The organism is Alcanivorax sp., from assembly GCF_002726155.1.
Taxonomy (GTDB): domain Bacteria; phylum Pseudomonadota; class Gammaproteobacteria; order Pseudomonadales; family Alcanivoracaceae; genus Alcanivorax.
In genome coordinates this window covers 121,029-138,914 of the sequence record NZ_PBSH01000031.1, presented here as the reverse complement: position 1 = coordinate 138,914, position 17,886 = coordinate 121,029, and the positions used below count along the sequence as shown (strand labels likewise).

General features: G+C 56.7%; 14 protein-coding genes. 5 read left to right on the top strand and 9 right to left on the bottom strand.

Going from position 1 to position 17,886, the window contains the following annotated elements:
- Positions 1–69: 69 nt before the first annotated feature.
- On the bottom strand, positions 70–2,814 hold the full coding sequence (gene topA, locus CL546_RS09810) for a type I DNA topoisomerase (RefSeq protein ID WP_290494510.1): 2,745 nt from the start codon (positions 2,812–2,814) through the stop codon (positions 70–72).
- Between the two features lie 215 nt (positions 2,815–3,029).
- Here topA and CL546_RS09805 point away from each other — a divergent pair, with 215 nt between their 5' ends.
- Entirely contained in the window at positions 3,030–3,467 is a 438-nt protein-coding gene (locus CL546_RS09805) for a universal stress protein (RefSeq protein ID WP_007149061.1), read from the top strand.
- Positions 3,468–3,517: 50 nt separating this feature from the next.
- Here CL546_RS09805 and CL546_RS09800 read toward each other — a convergent pair whose 3' ends face one another.
- On the bottom strand, positions 3,518–4,168 hold the full coding sequence (locus CL546_RS09800) for a cyclic nucleotide-binding domain-containing protein (RefSeq protein ID WP_290494507.1): 651 nt from the start codon (positions 4,166–4,168) through the stop codon (positions 3,518–3,520).
- A gap of 323 nt (positions 4,169–4,491) precedes the next feature.
- Between CL546_RS09800 and lexA the strand changes: the two genes are divergently transcribed.
- Genes lexA through CL546_RS09785 form a run of 3 tightly spaced genes read left to right on the top strand, consistent with a single transcriptional unit; the run spans position 4,492 to position 6,359 of the window.
- Positions 4,492–5,106: a transcriptional repressor LexA gene (gene lexA / locus CL546_RS09795; RefSeq protein ID WP_007149021.1), complete on the top strand. Its 615-nt coding sequence runs from the start codon at positions 4,492–4,494 to the stop codon at positions 5,104–5,106.
- 55 nt (positions 5,107–5,161) lie between these two features.
- Complete coding sequence (locus CL546_RS09790) at positions 5,162–5,578, top strand: DUF1499 domain-containing protein (RefSeq protein ID WP_290494504.1); 417 nt, start codon at positions 5,162–5,164, stop codon at positions 5,576–5,578.
- Entirely contained in the window at positions 5,526–6,359 is an 834-nt protein-coding gene (locus tag CL546_RS09785; protein WP_290494502.1) for a TatD family hydrolase, read from the top strand. The genes CL546_RS09790 and CL546_RS09785 overlap by 53 nt, the downstream gene beginning before the upstream one ends.
- A gap of 93 nt (positions 6,360–6,452) precedes the next feature.
- Here the strand turns inward: CL546_RS09785 and CL546_RS09780 are convergent, their stop codons facing one another.
- A complete protein-coding gene (locus CL546_RS09780; protein WP_063520833.1) occupies positions 6,453–6,674 on the bottom strand; it encodes a glutaredoxin family protein in 222 nt (73 codons plus the stop codon).
- On the bottom strand, positions 6,671–8,785 hold the full coding sequence (gene rlmKL / locus CL546_RS09775; protein WP_290494500.1) for a bifunctional 23S rRNA (guanine(2069)-N(7))-methyltransferase RlmK/23S rRNA (guanine(2445)-N(2))-methyltransferase RlmL: 2,115 nt from the start codon (positions 8,783–8,785) through the stop codon (positions 6,671–6,673). Before rlmKL ends, CL546_RS09780 begins: the two co-directional genes overlap by 4 nt.
- 255 nt (positions 8,786–9,040) lie before the next feature.
- On the opposite strand from rlmKL, the gene rmf reads away from it, so the two are divergent.
- Positions 9,041–9,247 carry a ribosome modulation factor gene (gene rmf / locus CL546_RS09770; protein WP_007149522.1) on the top strand — a complete coding sequence of 69 codons (207 nt, stop codon included), beginning with the start codon at positions 9,041–9,043 and terminating at the stop codon, positions 9,245–9,247.
- 100 nt (positions 9,248–9,347) lie between these two features.
- On the opposite strand, the gene CL546_RS09765 is transcribed toward rmf, so the two are convergent.
- From CL546_RS09765 to CL546_RS09745, 5 genes are all read right to left on the bottom strand, one after another.
- Positions 9,348–10,358 carry a quinone-dependent dihydroorotate dehydrogenase gene (locus CL546_RS09765; RefSeq protein ID WP_290494496.1) on the bottom strand — a complete coding sequence of 337 codons (1,011 nt, stop codon included), beginning with the start codon at positions 10,356–10,358 and terminating at the stop codon, positions 9,348–9,350.
- Between the two features lie 246 nt (positions 10,359–10,604).
- The gene (locus CL546_RS09760; RefSeq protein ID WP_290494494.1) at positions 10,605–12,986 is read right to left on the bottom strand and encodes an efflux RND transporter permease subunit; all 2,382 of its coding nucleotides are present in this window, start codon (positions 12,984–12,986) and stop codon (positions 10,605–10,607) included.
- A gap of 11 nt (positions 12,987–12,997) precedes the next feature.
- Positions 12,998–14,089, bottom strand: a complete 1,092-nt coding sequence (locus tag CL546_RS09755) for a WD40/YVTN/BNR-like repeat-containing protein (protein ID WP_290494492.1) — start codon at positions 14,087–14,089, stop codon at positions 12,998–13,000.
- Between the two features lie 118 nt (positions 14,090–14,207).
- Positions 14,208–15,614: a DUF1329 domain-containing protein gene (locus tag CL546_RS09750; RefSeq protein ID WP_290494490.1), complete on the bottom strand. Its 1,407-nt coding sequence runs from the start codon at positions 15,612–15,614 to the stop codon at positions 14,208–14,210.
- A 46-nt stretch (positions 15,615–15,660) separates the two neighbouring features.
- Positions 15,661–17,664 carry a DUF1302 domain-containing protein gene (locus CL546_RS09745; RefSeq protein WP_290494488.1) on the bottom strand — a complete coding sequence of 668 codons (2,004 nt, stop codon included), beginning with the start codon at positions 17,662–17,664 and terminating at the stop codon, positions 15,661–15,663.
- Positions 17,665–17,886 lie beyond the last annotated feature (222 nt).

Here is a 17,886-nt window from a genome sequence, read left to right as displayed (position 1 = left end):
CACTCCGCTGCACGCACCACGCGACACGCAGGCTGTCGCCTGCATGCGTGAAGCGTGATGCTTGCTGGGTTACTTCTTGGCGGCAGCCTTTTTGGCCGGGGCTTTCTTCTTGGCTGCCTTTTTCTTGGCAGCGGCCTTCTTCTTCGCGGGGGCTTTTTTCTTGGTCTGTTCTTCGACCCATTTGCCGTCGCGATAGAACGCCATCCAACCGGTGGCCTTGCCGTCGATTTCGCTCATCACGTACTGCTCTTTCGCCTTGCGACTATAGCGCAGCACGCCTTTGTTGCCGTCCGGGTCTTCGGCAGGCGCCTCAGCCAGATACGCGTGCTTCGGATCCAGCTGCTTGGCCACGCTCTGGATTTCTTCAATCAGCGGCGGGCGCGTTTCGCGGTTTTTCGGAAACTTGCTGGCGGCCAAAAACAGGCCGGAGGCTCCATCACGCAACAGATAATGGTCATCCACTTTCTGGCACTGCAAATGCGGCATGGGGATGGGGTCTGCCCGCGGCGGTGCAGGTTCGCCGCTTTTTAACAGCTTGCGGGTGTTGCCGCACTCATCATTGGTGCACTTGAAGAACTTGCCAAACCGGCCGGTACGCAACTGCATCTCGTGCGCGCATTTCTCACATTCCAGCACCGGGCCATCATAACCCTTGATCCGGAATTCGCCCTTCTCGACCACATAGCCATCACAATCTGGATTGTTACCGCAGATATGCAGCTTGCGCTTTTCGTCGATCAGGTAATTTTCCATGGCAGTACCACACTTCTGGCACCGCTTCTTGCTGCGTAGTTCGTTGATTTCCGCTTCTTCATCATCGTCCGCTTTCACCGTTTCGGCTTCTTCACCGGGCAGCAGATTCAAGGTGGCGGTGCAGCGCTCTTTCGGCGGCAGGCCGTAACCGGAGCAGCCCAGGAACACGCCGGTGGAACCGGTGCGAATCTGCATCGGCCGGCCACAGGTGGGGCATTCTATGTCGGTATCAGTAGGCAGGTTGGCGCGCATACCGCCCACCGCCTGTTTGCCCGTCCCTTCACCTTGGGCCGCATCCAGCTTGCTGACGAAATCCTTGTAGAATTCGTTGAGCACGTCCTGCCAGTTTCGATGCCCTTCGGCGACTTCATCCAGGGTTTCTTCCATGCTGGCAGTGAAACCGTAATCCATCAGGTTGGGGAAGTTTTCCACCAGACGATCGGTGACGATGTCACCCATTTTTTCTGCATAAAAACGACGGCTGTCCTGGCGCACGTAACCGCGATCCTGAATGGTGGAAATGATCGCCGCATAGGTGGACGGGCGGCCAATGCCACGCTTTTCCAGTTCCTTGACCAGGCTCGCCTCGGTAAAACGGGCTGGCGGCTTGGTGAAATGCTGGTTGGCATCCACGTTATCGATAGACAGAACATCGCCTTCTTTCACATCCGGCAACAGGGTGTCTTCCTGGCCCTTGCGCGAAGCCGGCGGCTGAATGCGGGTCCAGCCATCGAACTTCATGATGCGCCCTTTCGCTTTCAGCTCGTAACCGTTGCCGGTGGCCGTCAGGGTGGAGCTCAGGTATTCCGCCGGGGGCATCTGGCAGGCGATGAACTGTCGACGAATCAGCTCGTACAGGCGCTGGGCGTCGCGTTCCATATCTTTCAGGGAATCAGAGGTGCGCCGCACATCCGAAGGACGAATGGCTTCGTGCGCTTCCTGGGCCCCTTCCTTGCTGCTGTAGGACAGCGGCGCATCAGGCAGGTACTTATCACCCAGTTTTTCGCCAATCCACTCCCGGCAGGCCGCCACGGCATCTGCACTCAGGTTGGTGGAATCGGTACGCATGTAGGTAATGTGGCCGGCTTCATAAAGCCGCTGCGCCATCATCATGGTCTTTTTCACCCCGAAGCCCAGGCGGGTGCTCGCGGCCTGCTGCAGGGTAGAGGTAATAAAAGGCGCCGACGGCTTGGAACGGGTGGGCCGCTGCTCACGCTGGCTGATGGTCAGGGTGCCGGCGCTTTCCAATACCTGCTTGTGGGCACCAGCGTCGTCACCATTATTGGGCCGGAACGCTTCACCATTGTGTTTGGCCACCTGCAGGCGCAGTGCTTCGCCATCGCCGCTGTGGGTGTCGCTGTACAACTCCCAGAATTCTTCAGGAATAAAGGCGCGGATTTCACGTTCGCGCTCTACCACCAGCTCCACAGCCACGGACTGTACCCGGCCGGCGGACAGGCCACGGGCAATTTTTTCCCACAGCAATGGGGAGATCATGAAACCCACGACCCGGTCCAGAAAACGTCGGGCCTGCTGGGCTTCTACCCGGTGCAGGTCCAGCTTGCCGGGTTCTTCGAACGCCGCCTGGATCGCTTTCTTGGTAATTTCGTTGAACACCACCCGGTCGAACCGGTCATCCTCTCCACCAATGACTTCCCGCAGGTGCCAGGCAATCGCCTCCCCTTCGCGGTCCAAATCCGTTGCCAGATAGATGCGGTCGGCTTTCGCCGCCAGGCGTTTCAGTTCGTCGACCACCTTGTCCTTGCCGGGAAGCACCTCATAGTGGGCCGCCCAGCCCTTTTCCGGATCGATCCCCATGCGGTTAACCAGCTGTTTCTTGGCCTTCTTCTTTTTATAGGCATCCCGCTCTTCCTTGGGCAGGGAGCGCGTATAGGCTGCTTCCTTGGCCCGCTCCTGAGGGGTGCTCTTTTTGGAGCCGCCACTGACCGGCAGATCCCGCACATGGCCGACACTGGACTTCACGATGAAGTCGTCGCCCAGGTAGCGGTTAATGGTCTTGGCCTTGGCAGGCGACTCCACAATTACTAGCGATTTTCCCATTCTCAGGTACTCAACATCCGGTCTAAGGCTCGTGATGGGCGCTATTTAGACAGCGCCGGTATAGGCGGGTCAAGCAGGAAGTGCCCCCGTTTTCCTTTTTTAGTAGTAGTACAGGCAGACCCGTCAGGGCAACCCTCATCTGTGAAACAGCCCGCTGGCAACCCCGACAAAGCGCGCTATACTGCAGGAAACCTCACGTTTTCAGGGAGAGAACCGTGCCCAGTCCCTACCGCAAAATTCTGGTTGCCATCGATGGCAGCGATGAATCCCCCCAGGTGCTGTCCCGCGCAGCAGGCGTACTGTCAGGCAATGACGGTGAGCTGCATCTGATCCATGTCATCGAACCGCTGGCCCTGGCCTACGGAGCGGATGTGCCCATGGATGTGACGGACTTGCAAAGCGGCCTGATGAAACAGGCCCGTGAAATGGCGGACAAATACGCAGGGCAATACAACATTCCCGAAGCCAACGTTTATGTGGACATGGGATCCATCGAAAAGACCATTCTCGACAAGGCGGACAAGATAGGGGCGGATTTGATCGTGGTTGGCAGCCATACCCGCAGCGGCCTGGCCCTGCTGCTGGGCTCAACCGCACGCGGCCTGGTACCCGGAGCCCATTGCGACGTACTGGCCGTCAAGGTCGATCAGTAGCCGCAACGAGCAGGAAAGGAATTCCGCACGCAAGCTGGCGCAAGCGAGAATCAGGTCAGTTGTAGTGTGCCGGTGCTCGCCTGCCCTTCTCCATTCCAGCGGCACAGCAATTCAGCCAGCCCCTGGGCCTGCACCTTCAACGCGGCCAGCTCTTCCGGGCTGTTCTTCTCTCCGTGAAAAACCGGCAGTTTGCGCATGGAATGCACCAGTTCATGGGTCGGCGCCTGCATTCGCTTCACTTCCAGTGTCCAGCGAATGTGGTGAACGATCATATGGAAAAACGCCAATCGGGTCGCCAGCGAATAAGGGCCATCATCGTCATTGAATTCATTAAAATCCAGGCTCGCCAACACCGCTTCGCGGGCGTTGTCTGCCACCGTAATCGTGGCACTGCGCGGTGTCCCTAACAACATGGACAAGGTGCCAAAAACCTCACCCGGAGACACATAATAAAGCGGGGATTCCGGCGCGGCGTCCGAAAGCACTTCCAACTGACCCCGCAGCAGAAAATACAGAGTGGAGTCCACGTCACCGGCCCGGATGACGCTTTCTCCGGAAGCCGCCACCCAAAGGCGAGTCGTCTTTTCAAGCTGTTCAAATTCGTTCTGATCATCCCGGGCGATTTCATTAAAAAACGGCACACCAGCCAACAGCTGGCGCCGCCGTTGCTGGCCGAAATCGTTATTATTGGCCTGCTCCATCTACTATCCCCACTGTTCTGATGGAATCGTTATCAAGTGTACACATGCTAGTACCCGCGCCTTAACAGAGCAACGACATGGACGTAAAAGCGGGATAAAACCTCGCTCGACAACTGTTCAAATAACACTGTTCATATTATCAGTGCCTGTGCTAGCATCCAGAATGTAGCACTGCCTGTCAGCCACGACTTACAAGCCCAGGCACGCAACCATACAAATGCCTACAGCAACCCGTGACAGGCATGGGATGAATACGACCCCGGCAAGGTTGCCTGCACGGCCACCGGCAGGCACTCCACTCTGCAGGAAACAGGGAGAAGGTTATGAGCAGCAAACTTACCGACCGACAGCAGCAGGTTCTCGATTGTATCCGCGAATGCCTCTCGGACAGCGGCATGGCCCCCACCCGTGCAGAGATTGCCGACATCATGGGGTTCCAGTCCAAGAATGCGGCCTCGGATCATCTCCGTGCCCTTGAGCGTAAGGGCTATATCAAGCTGCACAGTGACCGCTCGCGGGGCATTCAGCTGCTGGATAACGCCTATTGGGGCGAAGAAGAACTGCCCATCGTCGGCAGGGTCGCGGCAGGCGTTCCCATCGAAGCCATCGAAAACGTGGAACGCACCGTGCCGGTCCCGCAAGGGCTGTTCAAGCAACGCCCGACCTATCTGTTGAAGGTTCAAGGCGACAGTATGGTGGATGCGGGTATCTTCGACGGTGACCTGATTGCGGTACGCAAATCCAATGTGGCGCGCACGGGTGAAATCGTGGTGGCCCGCATTGACGAAGAAGTCACGGTGAAGACCTTAAAGTTGAATAAATCCAGCGCCACCCTGCTGCCGGCCAACGAAGCCTATGAGCCCATCAAGGTGCCCGCTGATCAACTTATCATCGAAGGCATTTTCGTGGGGCTGATTCGTGATCCGAACTCTTATTAAAGCCTGTATCCACACGGGTATAGGCACTTGCCTGATTGTATGGAGTGCATTTGCCATGGCTGATACCCATCTTCTTGCGCCCTGCCCGGACTCACCCAACTGTGTGTCCAGCCTGGCGACACAGGCCGACAAGCGAGTCGCCCCTCTACAGGTAGGCGCCGATCGGCCAAGCAGCCTGAAAAAGCTGGAAAGCCTGCTTGGCAACCTGCCCCGTGTGGACTATGAAGTGGTAGGTCAATCGCGCATCCAGGCCCGCTTCACCAGCCGGGTTCTGCGATTTGTGGACGATGTGACCTTCTATGTTCGCGATAACGGGGTGGTGGAAGTGCGCTCGGCCTCGCGGACCGGCTACTGGGATTTAGGTGCGAACCGTCGTCGGGTAGAATCCCTGCGCGAGCAGCTATCTGAACAGGACACCGATGACCGCACCTCACAGCAACACGCCTTCGGAAACGCAGAACACCGCGCCTGAGCAATGGGCCGATATCGGGGTTAACCTGACCGACCGGCAATTCAATGACGATCGCGAAACGGTGATTGAACGGGCGGCCTCGGCCGGGGTCGCCTGGCAACTGATTACCGGCACCAACATCGACGAGTCACGCGCCGCCATTGCCCTGGCCGACGAACATCCCACCCTGTTTGCTACCGCCGGGCTGCATCCGCACAGCGCTCGCTTTTATTCCCCTGCCCTGGAAAAAGAACTGCACGAATTGCTCGCCCATGAGCAGACCAAAGCTGCAGGAGAAATGGGCCTGGACTTCAACCGGGACTTCTCTCCTCGACCGGACCAGGAGCGCGCCTTCGAGGCCCAGCTGGCGCTGGCGGTAGAAATGAAACTGCCTGTTTTCCTCCATGAGCGCGACGCCCATGAGCGTTTTCTGCCTATCCTGAAAGCGTTCCGCGACGATCTACCCGGCGCCGTGGTGCATTGCTTCACCGGCTCCCGCCAGGCGTTGTTTGCCTACCTGGATCTGGATTGCCATATCGGCATTACTGGCTGGGTTTGCGACGAGCGCCGCGGCAAACCATTGGCAGAACTGGTGCCCAATATTCCGGATCAACGCCTGCTGCTGGAAACCGACGCCCCCTACCTGCTCCCCCGGGACCTGCCGCAAGCCCCCCCGAAAAAACGCCGTAACGAACCCGCGCTACTCCCCTGGATTGGCCAGCGGGTCGCACAGCTACGCGGGCAGCAGACACAGGACGTGGCCGCCATGACCTATCAAAATGCGTTAACATTATTTCGCTAACCGGGCCACCATTCCGTCGCGGAACCGCAGAGGCTGCGGGCCGGGTTTAGCCAAGGGCACAGAGAGCCTGGGCGGCATAACCCGGCCCCCACATCAGGAAAGGAACTGCTGCACGTCGAGCACACCAAATGGCCAGGCCAGCTCTTTGCCCTCGCGCACCAACACCGGAATCCGCTCACCATACTGCTCGATCAATGCATCATCCTCGGCGATGTCCACCGGGGTAAGCACCAGCCCCGGATTCACCATGGCCACCAGTTCTCTGGCCTGGTCGCACAGATGGCAACCCAGGGTTGTGTAGAGCACAACCGTCATGCGTCCTCCACATGGCGAATCGCGTAACAGTAATGGATCTTCTCATTTCGGCGGAAATCTTCGGGAATACTCCAACGAGAAATATCTTCCACGTCGAACCATTTACTGATGCTTTCATCCATCTGGAAACGGCGGTAATTACAGGAAAAATACAGCACACCACCCGGTTCCAGGCAACGCATGATCTTGCGAATCAAATCGCCATGATGCTCTTCCACCACGAAGTCACTGCGTGACTTGTTGTTGGAAAAGGTGGGCGGATCACAGAACACCAGATCGAACTGCTCCTTGCATTCATCCAGCCAACGCATGGCATCCATGCGGACCAGCTCATGCTGGTCGGTGGAGAAGCCGTTGGCCGCCAGATTACAGGCGGTCCAGTCCTGATAACGCTTGGAGGAATCCACTGTCACCGTGCGCTTGGCACCCCCTACGGCAGCATGCACCGTGGCCGAGCCGGTGTAGGCAAACAAGTTGAGGAAACGTTTGCCGCTGGCCTGTTCCGCAATGCGCAGTCTCGTGGGACGGTGATCCAGAAACAAACCGGTATCCAGGTAATCCTGCAAGTTAATCAACAATTGCGCCTGACCTTCGCGCACGACACGATAATGTCCCTGGGTATCCAGTTTTTGATACTGCTGATTTCCTTTTTGCTTCTCACGCGTACGCAAATGCACCTGCTCACGATGCACACCAAGTGCGGCGCGCACCGCCGTTACCGCCCAATCACGCCGTGCTTTCGCTTTTTCAGGGTCGACCGTTTTCGGCGCTTTGAATTCCTGCACCAACACCTGGTCGCCATAGATATCCACGGCCACATTGAATTCCGGCAGATCGCGATCATAAAGGCGATAACACTGGATATCTTCCCGCTCCAGCCAACGACGCAGATGCTTGCCGTTCTTACGCAAACGGTTGAGCAAAGGCTGCGCGCCTTCCGGCACATTGAACGCCCCCTCATCGGCCACTTGCGCCACAGCAGGCAGCGTCTGTTTGCGCGGTGTATACAAGCGAATAAAATTATTGAACGGTCCGTTTTTCAAGCGCCACTGCCGCTCCAGATTCATCCCGGAACGATCCATTACGTCCACATCAGCGCCTAGCAGTAACGCTTGATAACCAGGCGCACGCACCGCAAGAATCCGGCCGATGGCATAGTGTAACCAGCCCGCCTGCTGCTTCTCATCAAGACGCTCGCCCCAGGGCGGATTGCCCACCACAATGCCATTGGCCGCAAAGTCACGCGGCCTCAGCGCCCCCAACTCCCGGCGCTCAAAATGAATCGCATTACGCACCCCGGCACGTTCGGCATTCTGCAATGCCAACGGCAACGTCTTGCTATCAGCATCAAAGCCCTTCAACGACAACGCCGGCACCGGACGATTGGCGCTCTCACCCGCTTCCTGCTGGGCATCCAGCCACAACTGACGGCGGCAACCGCGCCAGTGCTGGAAGCCATAGTGCTGACGCTGAGCACCGGCGGCGCGCCCGGCAGCCATCAAGGCCGCCTCTATCACCAGGGTGCCACTGCCGCAGAACGGATCGAGCAAGGCAGGATGACGCTCTGCTTTACCCCAACCGATGGCCCACAACATGGCTGCTGCCAGGGTTTCACGCAACGGCGCCCGGCCACCTGCAAGGCGATAGCCGCGACGGTGCAGGGGCTCACCGGCCAGGTCCAGCCACAGGTGCGCTTCGTTCAGATCAAGGCGAGCACGAATGCAGCAACTGCCCTTCGGTTCACGCGAAATCGCAAACTGCTCTGGTAGAGCCTGGATAAAGCGTTTGGCGCTGATCCGGTTATCACCACGTACCTCTGCACCGTGCTCAATATGCACGTGCACAGGAGCGTTGTTGCCCACCAGCGACAGCCAATCCTGACTACCGGCGAGCTTTTCCGGCGCGATGTCGGGCGTTACACCCAGCGTGGCCAGATGCAACAGAACACGCTCAGACAGTCGAGACCACAGGCACACCTTGAGGGCATCCGCCGAGCCTCCGGAAAAACTCACATGGGCACGCCCGGCTTCTGTTACGGATATGCCCAGTGAAGACAATTCGTCACTGAGCAGATCTGCCAAACCTGGCATGCAGGTGGCCACAAATTCCATTACCAAATCCTCTTAAGTGACTGATTCATGCCCTATGCGAAAAACTAACTACTTGTTTTTCATGGTATTAGAGAAACGGTCATCAATCTGTCCTTTATACGTCATATGCTTAACCAGCACTGACCATATTGCTACATGGTATTCGACACCACCTTACCGCTTTCCCATACTGAATGTGTCGGCCCCGCTACTTGGCTACGTTTTTAGCCGAGGGGCCATTTTTCGGTACCGCTATCTGTGAAAGGGAAAGCGTTTATGAAGCGACAAAAACGTAGTAAAGACGACCGCGCTTACAACCGGGGATACAACGCCGGCCTGGATGGAAAATCCCGTGAAGACTGCCCGTTTGGCACGCTCCAGGCACGCACCAACTGGATGGGGGGATGGCGCGAAGGTCGCACTGACTTTGCTCACGGAATGCTCGGCGTGGCCAGCATCCAGAATCTGAAAAATATCGGTTAACTTCTTCCAGTTTCACAACGCCGACGCGTTCAGCGCGCCGACCCACAGGGCCCCACCCGGGCCCTTTTTAATGTCCAGCCCATAGCGGGACATGGATCGATCAAATCCCTTTCGGCCAGGCACGAGCGATATCACCGATCAAGCCCGGGCCCTGGTAGATCAGGCCACTGTAAATCTGCACCAGATCCGCCCCCTGGCGCTGCTTTTCCAGTGCATCATCAGCGCTATTAATGCCACCCACACCAATAATAGGGATACGACCATTAAGCGCATGGCGCATGGAAGCCAACGCCCGGTTGGCAATGGGGGTTAACGGCGCGCCACTGAGCCCACCCTGTTCCTCTCCGTGCTTCAGGCCCTGTACGCCCTCGCGGGACAAGGTGGTATTGCCCACGCACACACCGTCGATTCCGTGCTGCACAAACGCGTCTGCCATCCCCTGCAGCTCTTCCTCGCTGTTGTCCGGGGCAATCTTGATCACCAGCGGCACCCGGCGGCGGTGTTCCTGATCCAGGCGCGTCTGGGCTTCGCGCAACGTACCCAGCAGCTCATCCAGAGCGGCGCCGTGTTGCAGGGTGCGTAAACCCGGCGTATTGGGTGAGGACACATTGACCACCAGGTAGCTGGCATAGGCGTGCACTTTCTGCTGGCAGATCAGGTAGTCCTGAACCGCATCTTCCACCGGGGTATCCTTGTTCTTGCCAATGTTGATCCCCAGCACCCCTTGATAGCGGCTACGTTTCACCGCCCCTACCAGGTATTCCACTCCCAGATTATTGAACCCCATCCGGTTGATCAGGGCCTGGGCCTGGGGAAGGCGAAACAGACGCGGCTGAGGATTGCCCGGCTGCGGCCGGGGCGTAACAGTCCCCACTTCAACGAAACCAAAACCCAGATCCGCCAGCCCATCGATGCAGTCACCATTCTTGTCCAGCCCTGCAGCTAGCCCCACCGGATTGGCGAACTCGATTCCCATGACTTCTTTAGGCGCCGCCGGCACCGTGCCAGGCCACAACTTGCCTGCCCGCTTGCGCAGCATTGCCAGCGTCAGCTCGTGGGAATGCTCTTCAGAGAGAGAAAACAGTAAAGGTCGTGCCAGGGAATACAGCATGAAAGTGCCCGATCGGTGGTAATCGGCGGCATTATAGCCAACGGTCCCGGTGACTTCGATGTTTTGTGTCCGACAGTGAGGCGAACGGTCAATCCATTGGAAACCCAGTCCGCGCGCTATCACCTCCCAAAATCCGCTACGCATGGCGTGCTACCTGCAGCGTGAGACCTGCTGCAGCCGCAAAGCGGCACAAAAAAAGCCCGGCAGAGCCGGGCTTGAAGATAACCAACGAAATCAGCGCGCCAGTTAACTGCGCAGTTTGGCGCGGGCCGGGTCCGGCTTGAGCAGGAAGCGAGCCAGAGCCGGCAGAAGCCACAGGGCGCCGATCATGTTCCACAGGAACATAAAGGTCAGCAGGATGCCCATGTCCGCCTGGAACTTAATGGAACTGAACACCCAGAAGACAACGCCCACTGCCAGGGTAATACCGGTGAATGCCACCGCCTTACCCGTGGTTTTCAAGGTCTGCTTATAGGCCTCTTCCAGCTCCATCCCTTGCTTCAGGTATTCGGATAGCTTGCTGTAGATATAAATACCGTAATCCACACCGATACCCACACCCAGAGCAATAACCGGCAGAGTGGCGACTTTTACGCCGATGCCAAGGTGAGCCATCAGTGCCTGACAGAGAATCGAGGTAAGCCCCAGCGGCACGATGATACAAATCACCGCACGGAAAGAGCGGAACGCGATCAGAATCAGCACCGACACCACCGCGTAAACCAGAGCCAGCATGGGGTACTGGCTGGCGGCGATGGTCTGGTTGGTTGCTGCTTCCACGCCCGCGTTACCCGAGGCCAGCTTCAGCTCCATCACATCCTTGTTATTACGAGACTCGGCAAAGTCGGCTACGGCTCCGGTAACACGCTCCAGTGTTTCTGCCTTGTGATCGTCCAGGAACACGTAAACCGGCGTCAGGGAGCAATCCAGGTTGTACAGGCTGTCCGGCATAAAGCTCATGACGTTATTCAGCGCATACTGATCCCGGGAAATGGTCGCCCATTTCATGGACCCTTCATTCATATTGGTAGAGATCAGCTTCGTCGCAGACGCGATGGTCGTGACGTCTTGCACCCCTTCCACGTTACGCAGGTTCCACGCCAGGTCATCCACGGTCTGCATGGCCTGATAGGTATTACAGGACTCCATCGGAGTCTTGCCCATGACCACCAGCACATCCGCACTAACCGAGTAATTGGATACCAGGAAGTTCACGTCATGGTTGTAACGGTAGCGAGGCTTGGGCTCATAGCCGCGCGGGCAGTCCATGTCTTCACATGGGTCCGGCCACAATTCAGGAGCCCCTTTGTCCAGATCACCGATTTTGAGATCCTGACTGAGATAAATACCGGCACCATAACCCGCAACAGCCACAGCAATAGATAGCGCTGCCAACGGAGTGCGAGTAAAGCGGGCAAACAGCCCCGCCAGCGGGTGATCTTTCTTTTCCCCTGCCTGAATCTTGCGAATGGAAGCACCACTCACGCCCAGGTAAGACAATACCAGCGGGACAACGACCAGGTTGGAAATGATGATCACCGCCACGCCGATGCTCGCGGCCATGGCCAGCTCACGAATCACGCCCACATCGATCATGTAGAGGGTGAGGAAACCGATGGCATCTGATACCAGCGCCACCATGCCCGGCACACACAGCGCCTGGAACGTAGAGCGGGCCGAATCCAGAGAGCTACGCCCTTCTGCTGCATAGTTGGCCAGGGTGTTAACGATCTGAACACCGTGTGATACCGCAATGGCAAAGACCAGGAACGGCACCAGCATGGAATAGGGATCGATGGTAAAGCCCAGGCTGCTGACAATGCCCAGCTGCCAGATCACCGCCACAAAGGAACAGGCCGTCACGGTAAGTGCACTGCGCAGGCAACGTGTGTCGATCAACAGCAACAGCGCGATCAACCCCAGGGTGAAGAAGAAGAACATGGCCACTTCTTCCGCCGCTGCCATCACGTCACCGGCTTTCTTTGCCAGGCCGACAATGTGAATGCGAACGTTCGGGTATTTATCCTGATACTTGCTGCGGATCTCTTCCAGCCGGGCCGACAGGGCCGGAATATCGACACCGTCATCACCCAAGGCATCCAGCAAATAAGCGTGCACCACGCTGGACTGGAAGTTATCAGCAACCAGACGCCCCACCTGCCCGGAACGCAGCACGTTGGTGCGCAGCTGCTCCAGAGAATCTTGTGAGCCATCATAGCCTGCAGGAATCACTTCCCCGCCCTGGAAACCCTGCTCGGTCACTTCGTTCCAGCGCACGTTGCTGGTCCACAGCGAACGAATTTTGCTCGGATCAACGCCTTCCAGCGCAAAGACTTCGTCAGTGACTTCTTTTAACGCGTTGACATAATCTTCGTTGAAAATGTCCTCGCCTTGGGTTTCCGCAACAATCACGCGGACGTCATTACCCAGGCTCAAATCATTCTGGTGTTCGAGGAAATTCTGGATATAAGGATGATCCAGCGGGACCATCTTGCGGATATCGGTGTTCAGTTCGATCTTGCTGGCCTGGAAACCCAGCAGCACAGTGGCTGCGATAAAGGCCAGCAGAATCAGGGGCCGAACAGCAAACAGCCCACTGGCAATACTTTTGGAAATACGACCTGACATTGCTGTGCCCCTTATTTAACGTCTTCGATCACACGCAACCCACCCTGCCCGGCGACAAGAATGCCACCTGCATCACGAGGAAGAACTGCGGAGATAGAATCGCGATCCGGCAAGAACCGCAGGGAAAAAGATTGACCGCCATCGTGGCTGGTAAGGATGCCACCGGCATTAGTGACCAGCACCACAGTGCCATCCGCCAGCACGGTGCCATCGTTCACACCGCGGCTCAGCTTTGAGGGAATTTTTGCCCAGCTGCGCCCGCGATTAGCCGTCAACCACACATTGCCCTGAAGGCCATAGGCCAAGGCTTTATAATCAGAAATGGTCGTCACCCCAAACAGGGTGCCGCTGTAAGGACTTTGCAATTTTTCCCAGCTCACGCCTTTGTCGGCAGAGTGGAACATCACGCCTTTTTCGCCCACTACATAGCGATCGTTTCCGCCTTTGGCAGCGGCATAGTCATACAAATGCCAGCCATCACGGTTATCCAGGCTATCCAGGGCTTTATTCCAGGTTTCGCCACCATCAGTGGTTCGCAGGAAGTAGCCATACCCGCCCACAGCAACCGCACGATCACGACTATCGCAGAACACATCCAGCAACGGTGCACCGGATGTATCGACTGGTGCCATGGCAGCACTATCGCCATAGAGATCGTCGCCTTCATCGCCGTAGGCATCATCACCGTAGGGGTCACCATAGAGATCATCCATGGCGTAGTCATCCAGCTCCTCCTCAACCGGCGCCGCATCCTCCTCACCGCTACCCAGAGGGTCGCTGTATTGCACGGTCCAGGTTTCCCCACCATCATCGCTGCCCAGTACCACCGCATCGTGGCCAACCGCCCAGCCGTGGCGAGCATCAGCAAAGCACACCGAGGTGAGCAGCACTTCAGAGGGCGTTACCGCCTGCTTCCAGTGATCACCCTGATCATCGGAATAGAGAATTTTACCCCGGTCGCCCACAGCAACAACCCGGCTATCGGCGTAAGCGATATCCAGGTAACTGTTAGCGGTGACCAGAGGTGCATCATTCGAAACGAAATCTGCCTGCAGGGGCGCAGACAGCATGGCCGAAAAAGCCATTAACACTGTTTTTTTCATTGTCCCTTACTCTTCCCGAGGGCCCTTTTTTCAGGGCCGAGCACAAAACAACCGGGAGCCATAGGCGGCCTCCCGGTCGTTTTGCATTGCCGGCTTCAAGGAACCGACGTTTTTATAATTAACGACCGCGGCGGCGTAGCGCTGCCGGGTGGAAGTAACGGTCGCCGGGTACCGGCTGGCTGTAATCAAGCATCGTTGACTCTTCGTTATCCAGGAACTGCACGTGATAACGCTGAGCACGCAGGTCGTGGAACGTATCCAGAGCGGTCCACTGGGTCGGTACTTCGTAGTAATTCTTGATGTAAGCCAGGCTGACGCGCCACAGCTCGCCACGACGGTCGTACTGATCGATGGCGGCAATCTGCCAGGAATCCGCATCAATATAGAAGCGACGCTTCTCGTAGATGTGTCGCTCACCTTCTTTCAAGTTTGCTTCCACCACCCAGACGCGGTGCAGCTCCCAACGCTGGTAGTCAGAGTTCACATGGCCCTTTTGCAGCAGGGTCTCATATTTCACATCCGCGCTATCCAGCTTGTAGTTGTTATACGGGATAAACATTTCTACCGGCTTATCGCTAACCAGCTTCCAGTTGTACTTGTCTGGCGCACCGTTATACATGTCGGTGTCGTCTGCCGTACGCAGGCCATCGGCCGCCGCAATCGGCGTGTCGTAAGCCAGGTTCGGTGCACGGCGCACGCGACGCTGGCCAGCATTGTAGCCCCAAGCTTGGCGCGGCATTTTCTGTTGGTCCAGCATTTCGTGTACCAGTACCGCACCACCCGCCAGACGTGCCGGCGCTTTGGTGAAGGACAGGTAGTAGAAAATGATGTTATCCAGGGAGTCAAAGTTGTACTTCGGATCGTAGTAACGGAAATACACTTCCTGCTGCGAGGTAATCAGCGAGTAGGCACCGCTACGCTGAACGGCCACTTCTGACGCACGGCGCACTACGTACAGGCCACGCCAGCGCAAAATGTGATTCCAGATTGCCTGCTTGGCTTTCTGCTCGTTGCTACCACTCAGAATCGGGAACGGAATACCGCCAAAGGCGTTGTCCACACCGGTTTCACCCAGCTTGGCCTTGGTAGCGTTGCTTTTGGTGTTGTCATACACCCACTGCGGTGCAGACGTGGAGCGATGGCTCGGATACACGTTCAGCTTGAAGGTGTCCGGGTAGGTTTTCAGCATGGCCTGCACACCGTCCGGCACCTTGTCCGCATACTGGGACACGTTCTGGGCGTTGATGGTGAAGGCGATTTTGTCAGACTTGTACGGGTCCGGGTGATGTTGGCCCGGGCGGGTGTATTCCTTGGGAATATCCTTGCGCTGAATGCCACCAGTGTAATCCGGGATACCCAGACCTGTAGAGATCGCTTTACCGTTGCCTTTAATCTGTGCACCGAATGGCGTCAGGGATTTACCCAGCTTCGCCGCTTCCTGGCTGGAAACACCAGCGTGCACATTGGCCGCTACGCTCAGAGACAGTGCCAGTGCACCACCCATTGCGGTCAATTTCTTCAACATGATTGCTCTCCGTTAAAAACAGGCCGGCATCCCGACCTGGAACAAATTAGAAAGAGTACTTAACAGAAACCGAAGCGTTGTTCCGGTCGGCCAGTTTGTTGGAATATTTGGCGCCCCAGAAGGTGGTGCCAGACATGGCCACTTCCAGGTTGTTCAAGTACAGGAAACTCACGCCCAGGGTGGCTGCTTTACGATCTTCCATAAAGTTGCCGCCAATCGGAGAGTTACCGTTTACATCATGGGCAAAACGTACACTTGGGCTCATGGAAACACCCGCGAAAACGTTACTGTAATCCGCCTTCAGCACCGCACGGTAGCCCCAGGAAGTGGGGTCCAGGTTGTACTTGTTCGGATCATCCGGGCTCAGGATCTGTGCTTCTGATTCCAGAATTGCCGCTGTTGAGTTGTATTCTTCATCCGGGCTTTCCAGGCCTTCGATGTGCTCAACACCCAGCTCCAGCAAGGCGATGAGGCCATCAGAACCGAATGTAGGACCGAAGTTAAAGATGCTGACCAGAGAGCCGTTGTAGCTTTCCACTTCGTCATAGAAGTAATAGAGCGCACTATCTGTGACCACTGTATCGCCGGACAGACAGCTTCCGCCCATTTCTGCACGCACACAGTGGCCGGTCAGATCTTCTATTCTCACGACAGTATCAGGGCCCAACAAACCTGCGGATTTACCCGCGGCTCCTGCCAGGGCAGAAATCAGGTCATCGCCTGCTTCGTTGATAATCGCACGCTTGGGACGGTAAGCAATCTCACCGGCCAGCGACATGCTACCAATGCTGGTGTTAAAGCTACCACCGATCATGTCCTGATCTTCGGCGTACGCCATCTGATATTCTGCGGTGTCGATAATCAATGGCATCGCTGCTGCGCCACCACCTTGTGCAGCCTGGACATTATTCAGACGAGCGCCCACGACCGGCGTCTTCGCATGGGTGCGGGTGTAATACAGCGCGAACTCCGTGCCATTAAGGCCTTCAGCAAAATAACGATATGCCAGGCCGAACTGACCACTGTCTGATGCTTCCTTGTCCCGGATACGATCTACCGTGACCTGAGTCGCTTCGTATTGATAGTCGGAGTAGTTGAGTGCGGTATAACCTGCAAAGGCGCCTTCAAGACCCGGAGCATTGGCACCCAGAGCCACCACCCGCCCGTCAATGATTACGTTGTCTGCGCCCTTGCCCGGGAAGGCATCATGGGTGGAGAAGTATGTCCCCGTTGGCGCGTCTTCAGAGTTCTTCCAGTCCAGCTGGTAGAACGCCTCAAGGGTGGCATTGAAGGTCAAGCCGTAGGAGAAGTACAAGCTATTGAGGGGAAGCAAGGCTTCTTTGATTTCAGAACCCGGCAGGCGCAAGGCATTCAGATCAAAGTAGTTGGCGGTGTTAACACCATTCTGCATGAACAGCGCCTCACCCCAGTTAATCACCTGCTGGCCAAGACGCACGTTCAGGGGGCGGTCGAACATATCGAAGTTGCCCCACACATACGCATCCAGCATACGCGCACGCTGGCCGGCATAGCGCTCGGCATCACGGGTAAAGTCATCGCCGGTGCCATTGTTGGCATAATCCGAATAGGTTGCGTAACGGCTAAAACCATTTCCAGGTACATACGGGGCAGACGCATTCAGAACACCACCGTCATGATCGCCCCCCATAATCACCTGATCATAAAAGGCGGTACCACGCAGGAACATGCCGTACTTGCCCTGCCAGCTCAGATCCAGTTCCGGAGTAATTTTGTACACCAGAGAAGCCAGACCGGTATCGTAGTTATTGTTGGCATCGTTCTTGTTGATCTGAGAACCATAACCGGCCTTGGTCATATCCACCACGTCACCGGTGGCGGCAAGCATGGAATCCTGCCCCTCCGTCCGGAACAGGGCACCAACAGACACAGTCGTATCCAGTCGCCCTGCCCAGTCAGGATTCTCGAAGTCCAGCTGGACCGCTGAAGCAGGAAGGGATAGTCCGGTAAGGGCAGTGATGCTGGCAACAGCCATAGCCAGCCTGGTTTTACGCAGGTGATTATTATTCATGTAGCTCTCCGAATTGCCATGCGCATGGCTTTATTGTTTTTTACTCGGGCAACAGTAGCTCCCATTTGCAGCAGGTCCCATCATTCTTCCTGATACAAACCACCGCCCGAGCTAATGCATAATTCTTACACATCAGGAAAAAAAATAAATCCCCTGTGTACTCTATTATTAACGACTAGCCGGTCATCCCCTAATTCGCCCCGTACAAGCCCATCCGGCGGT

Coding starts and splice junctions, on each gene's coding strand:
- topA (WP_290494510.1), bottom strand. CDS start 2,814: ATGGGAAAATCGCTAGTAATTGTGGAGTCGCCTGCCAAGGCCAAGACC.
- CL546_RS09800 (WP_290494507.1), bottom strand. CDS start 4,168: ATGGAGCAGGCCAATAATAACGATTTCGGCCAGCAACGGCGGCGCCAG.
- lexA (WP_007149021.1), top strand. CDS start 4,492: ATGAGCAGCAAACTTACCGACCGACAGCAGCAGGTTCTCGATTGTATC.
- CL546_RS09790 (WP_290494504.1), top strand. CDS start 5,162: ATGGCTGATACCCATCTTCTTGCGCCCTGCCCGGACTCACCCAACTGT.
- CL546_RS09785 (WP_290494502.1), top strand. CDS start 5,526: ATGACCGCACCTCACAGCAACACGCCTTCGGAAACGCAGAACACCGCG.
- CL546_RS09780 (WP_063520833.1), bottom strand. CDS start 6,674: ATGACGGTTGTGCTCTACACAACCCTGGGTTGCCATCTGTGCGACCAG.
- rlmKL (WP_290494500.1), bottom strand. CDS start 8,785: ATGGAATTTGTGGCCACCTGCATGCCAGGTTTGGCAGATCTGCTCAGT.
- rmf (WP_007149522.1), top strand. CDS start 9,041: ATGAAGCGACAAAAACGTAGTAAAGACGACCGCGCTTACAACCGGGGA.
- CL546_RS09765 (WP_290494496.1), bottom strand. CDS start 10,358: ATGCTGTATTCCCTGGCACGACCTTTACTGTTTTCTCTCTCTGAAGAG.
- CL546_RS09760 (WP_290494494.1), bottom strand. CDS start 12,986: ATGTCAGGTCGTATTTCCAAAAGTATTGCCAGTGGGCTGTTTGCTGTT.
- CL546_RS09755 (WP_290494492.1), bottom strand. CDS start 14,089: ATGAAAAAAACAGTGTTAATGGCTTTTTCGGCCATGCTGTCTGCGCCC.
- CL546_RS09750 (WP_290494490.1), bottom strand. CDS start 15,614: ATGTTGAAGAAATTGACCGCAATGGGTGGTGCACTGGCACTGTCTCTG.
- CL546_RS09745 (WP_290494488.1), bottom strand. CDS start 17,664: ATGAATAATAATCACCTGCGTAAAACCAGGCTGGCTATGGCTGTTGCC.